Source organism: Magnetococcales bacterium, from assembly GCA_015231755.1.
Lineage (GTDB): Bacteria > Pseudomonadota > Magnetococcia > Magnetococcales > Magnetaquicoccaceae > Magnetaquiglobus.
Window position 1 is genome coordinate 1 of the sequence record JADGAZ010000037.1, and the last position, 3826, is coordinate 3826.

Here is a 3826-nt window from a genome sequence, read left to right on the forward strand (position 1 = left end):
GACCCCGGCGGATGCGGTCAGACCCGTTCGTTGGAAGATTTCGGCGCGAATTTCCTGGGCCACCCATGAGGCGGATGGGATGCCCTTCTTGTTACGGGTCACGTCCAGGAACGCCTCGTCCAGGGAGAGTGGTTCTACCAAGTCGGTGTGTTCGAGGAACACCTCGCGGATTTGCAGGGAGACGGCCTTGTATGCGGCCATGCGGGGCGCAATGACGATCAAGCCCGGGCACCGGTCCAACGCCTTGTTCATGGCCATGGCAGAGCGAATGCCGAATTGCCGCGCTTCGTAACTGGCGGCCGCCACCACGCCACGGGAGCGATTGCCGCCCACCACCAGGGGATGCCCCCGATATTCCGGATGATCCCGCTGCTCCACAGAAGCATAGAAGGCATCCATGTCGATGTGGACGATTTTCCTGGAGGCGTCCATGGCGTCTGACCTGCCGGATCGGAGTGGTGTCGTCCTGTGGTGCCGTTTTCTGGCCGAGGCCACCATGATACCACTCCAACCAACCGGCGCCAACGTGGCGCGACTGGGGCGGATTCCGGCGCGTCATGTGGCTGACCACTCCTGCGCACGGGCTTGACGGTCGTCTATTTCACGCCGCCGGACCCGGGTTTTGCCCGTTTTTTCATTTCTCCGCGACCATCTTCATTGTCGAACTGGTCCAGAGGCTGTGGACCAGTTATATCGTTGATATTAAATGGAAAATGTCTGGTCCGTAATTTCCGGACCAGAACGTCCTTGGTCCACAGGTTTTGGAGAATGTGGGCTGAGAGAGAAGAAAAAGCGGGCATTTCAACTCCCGTTGATCCAGCGTCAGACCAAGATCCGTTTCGAACCTCATGGCGTAACTATTGGAAACATTGGACTTTTTCAGGCACAAAAAAACCGCCCTGGGGTTGGGCGGTTTTTTTGAGAAAACTTTCTAATAGCTAAATGGTGGAGGTGGCGGGAGTTGAACCCGCGTCCGAAACACTTAGTCAGACAAGAGGAATTACGACCATCTGCCGGTCATGATGACCCTTGACCGTTACAGACCGACTGGTCTTGGGACCTCCGTATCCTCGGAGAACTGGGCGACCTTGGATTTAAACCGGCCTTCGCATTTCCGGGTTGATCCCGCCTTGCGGCTTCTGTTGCCGGGTCCGGATCCAGACCCCGTTCTGCTACGGTTTAAGCCGCAGCGAGAACTGGAGCGTAATGCTCGTCGTTGGCGTCTAAACGCTGTGGTCCATTACGGCGGATCCATTCCGAGTCGCCTCTCGATCCTTTCACTGCCCCGTCGAAGCCGTTTCACCCCCACGAAAATCGACGCGACCCCATTAGAGCATGGATTGGGGAAAATGTAAAAAGAATTTATTGGCATGTTTGCGCAAAATTCAATTGATTTGCAAAATTTTCTGATATAGGCTGATGTTTTCTTTCTTGATCATATTTCGAGGTGAGGATTATGGTTCGCTCAAAACTGTTATTTTTTATCCTGGGAGGCGTGGATTTTGAGGAGGATGAGGAGTATCTTCAGTTCCGATTCAGATTACTCTATATATTGATGTGGAATGGACTTTTTTTCACCGTGGCCTTCCTGTTGGCGGAAGGGACGGGTGTGGTGCAGTTGGGAGCGATCCATTTGGGGGTGACCCAGGCTTATTTTGTGATCGCTTCGGGGTTGTTGTATTGGATGTGGGGACACAAGGAGCGGTTTCTGCCGACGGCATGGGTGTTTGCCATGCTTGGGAATGTGCAGTTTCTGTCGGCGCTGTTGTTTGTCCCGCATGACGAATTGCGGGTGGTTTGGTTTTTTTTGCAGATCAGCGGGGTCTACATCATTCTGGGGCAGTGGCCGGGCTTTTGGAATACCGTTGGATCGGTGGCTGCCATCCATGTGGCCAATCCCTATCTGATCGTGCCTTTTTCAACCCATGCGCTGGCTACCCTCACTTTGAGTCTGGGGGCTTCCGGAGTGGTGTTTCACGCCTATTGCAGCCGTTCGATTTCGTTTTACGAACGCATGGTGGAATCCAACGCGCTGATGCGCAGACTCTCCACCCTGGATCCTTTGACCGGCTTGATGAACGCCCGTGCCTATTATGCCTTGGCCGACCGTTTGATCCGTCTGTCCGTGCGGAATGAAACGCCGTTTGCGGTGTTGTTCATCGACTTGGATCATTTCAAGTCCATCAATGATCGCTTCGGCCACGAGGCCGGGGATACGGTCTTGAAGGAGACTTCCGCCTGTCTGTCCCGCCTGATTCGTCAAAGCGACGCGTTGGGGCGCATCGGAGGGGAGGAGTTTTCCATGTTCTTGTCCAACATCGATCAGGAGGAGGCGGTGCGGCTGGCCGAGAAACTGCGTCGGGATATCGAGGAGTTGATGCCGCAGATCGGCGAGACCCGTCTGAAGATCACCGCCAGCATCGGCGTGGCCATGAACCGTTCCAATCAGATGACCTTCGCGGAAATTCAGGGGCAGGCGGATCAGGCCATGTACCGGGCCAAAGCCGGAGGTCGCAACCGGGTGACCTGCTTTGAAGGGGCCGTGACCGAATAATATCGACCGTTAAAAGGGTGTGACCTTAAAGAAGGGGACTTGATCCGTTTGAGCCGTTTTGACGGTTCTGATGGCGCGGGATGGTCCCCAACCCTTTTGGCAGTGGTTTGTCTCGACAGGCGTTATTTTTCCGTTTCCATATATCCCCGCATCACCCCCACAAACCGTTCCATCTCCTCCAGGGGTCCAATCGTCAGCCGAAAGGTCTTCACCAGCGCCGGGGCGACCATGGGGCGGACGAGAATGCCGTTTTGCTTCATGTGGATGACCACGCCATCCCGATCTTTGGGTTCCACGAGCATGAAATTGGCGGCGCCGGGATAAAAGGGGATGTTCATCTCCCGCAAGGCGTTTTCCGTGAAGGGTTTTCCTCGGGTCATGACCTCTTCCACATAGTGCAAGGCATGGGGCAGATCGAGTTGGGCGTCGGCGACGGCGATAGCGCAGGCGTTGACATCGAAGGGGCCGCGTATCTTGTTGAGTTCCTGGATCAATTCCGCCGGGGCGATCACATAGCCCAGCCGCAGACCCGCCATGGCGAAGGCCTTGGAAAAGGTGCGCACGATGATGAGATTCTTGAACTCTTCCATCCACTTGACGCAGGTCACGCCGGTGAATTCATAATAGGCCTCGTCCAACAATACCGGCAGATGCGGATGACGGGTCAGCACTTCCCGGATCACCTCCAGCGGGATGGTGGAGCCGGTGGGGTTGTTGGGGTTGATGAGCACAATCAGTCTGGTCTGGTGGTCTATCGCGTCCAGAAAAGCTTCCGTGGGGAAGATCATGTTGGCGTCGAAGGGCACCCCTTGCACCCGGGCGCCGATCACCTGGGCTACATGGGAGAAGATCGGGAACTCCGGTTGTGCCACCACCATGCCGTCGCCGGGATTCAAAAAGGCCCGCAGCAGGATTTCGATGCCTTGATCCGAACCGTTGGTGACGATGAGGTTTTCTTCCGCCACCCCCACGTGTTGGGCCAGTCGGGGCAGAAAGGCCCGGTATTCCGGATAACGGGAGGCGGCCCCGCTGGACAGCAGACGTTCCAGCACCGGACGGATTTCCGGGGGCAGGGCGCGGGTGTTTTCGTTCAAGTCCAGGCGCAGATATTGGGTGCGGTCCAGTCCGGTCCAGGGGGGAGCGTAGGCCGTGAGCGCCCGGATGTTCGGTCTGACACAGTTTTTCATCTCTTCTCACCTGTCTTTGGAATCATGGAAAACTATTAAAAGAAAAGAGAGGGTCTGGGGGATTCCTCCCCCAGGGTTTTTCTTT

General features: G+C 56.0%; 4 protein-coding genes and 1 other RNA gene. 2 read left to right on the forward strand and 3 right to left on the reverse strand.

The window, feature by feature from the left end; translation table 11 throughout:
* On the reverse strand, nt 1-432 hold a 432-nt coding region (locus tag HQL98_16005; protein ID MBF0273549.1), incomplete at its 3' end, for a DNA polymerase IV.
* On the opposite strand from HQL98_16005, the gene HQL98_16010 reads away from it, so the two are divergent.
* Nucleotides 431-589 carry a hypothetical protein gene (locus HQL98_16010; GenBank protein MBF0273550.1) on the forward strand — a complete coding sequence of 53 codons (159 nt, stop codon included), beginning with the start codon at nt 431-433 and terminating at the stop codon, nt 587-589. The two genes, HQL98_16005 and HQL98_16010, sit on opposite strands and share 2 nt — an antisense overlap.
* A gap of 354 nt (nt 590-943) precedes the next feature.
* On the opposite strand, the gene ssrA is transcribed toward HQL98_16010, so the two are convergent.
* Nucleotides 944-1307, reverse strand: a transfer-messenger RNA (tmRNA) gene (gene ssrA / locus HQL98_16015).
* A gap of 272 nt (nt 1308-1579) precedes the next feature.
* Here ssrA and HQL98_16020 point away from each other — a divergent pair.
* Nucleotides 1580-2554: a GGDEF domain-containing protein gene (locus tag HQL98_16020; GenBank protein MBF0273551.1), complete on the forward strand. Its 975-nt coding sequence runs from the start codon at nt 1580-1582 to the stop codon at nt 2552-2554.
* Between the two features lie 122 nt (nt 2555-2676).
* Here the strand turns inward: HQL98_16020 and HQL98_16025 are convergent, their stop codons facing one another.
* Nucleotides 2677-3741, reverse strand: a complete 1065-nt coding sequence (locus tag HQL98_16025) for an aminotransferase class I/II-fold pyridoxal phosphate-dependent enzyme (GenBank protein MBF0273552.1) — start codon at nt 3739-3741, stop codon at nt 2677-2679.
* Between the last annotated feature and the right edge of the window lie 85 nt (nt 3742-3826).

Excerpts from the sequence above, each read along its gene's own strand:
- HQL98_16025 (MBF0273552.1), bottom strand. The coding sequence starts at position 3,741 with ATGAAAAACTGTGTCAGACCGAACATCCGGGCGCTCACGGCCTACGCT.
- HQL98_16010 (MBF0273550.1), top strand. The coding sequence starts at position 431 with ATGGCGTCTGACCTGCCGGATCGGAGTGGTGTCGTCCTGTGGTGCCGT.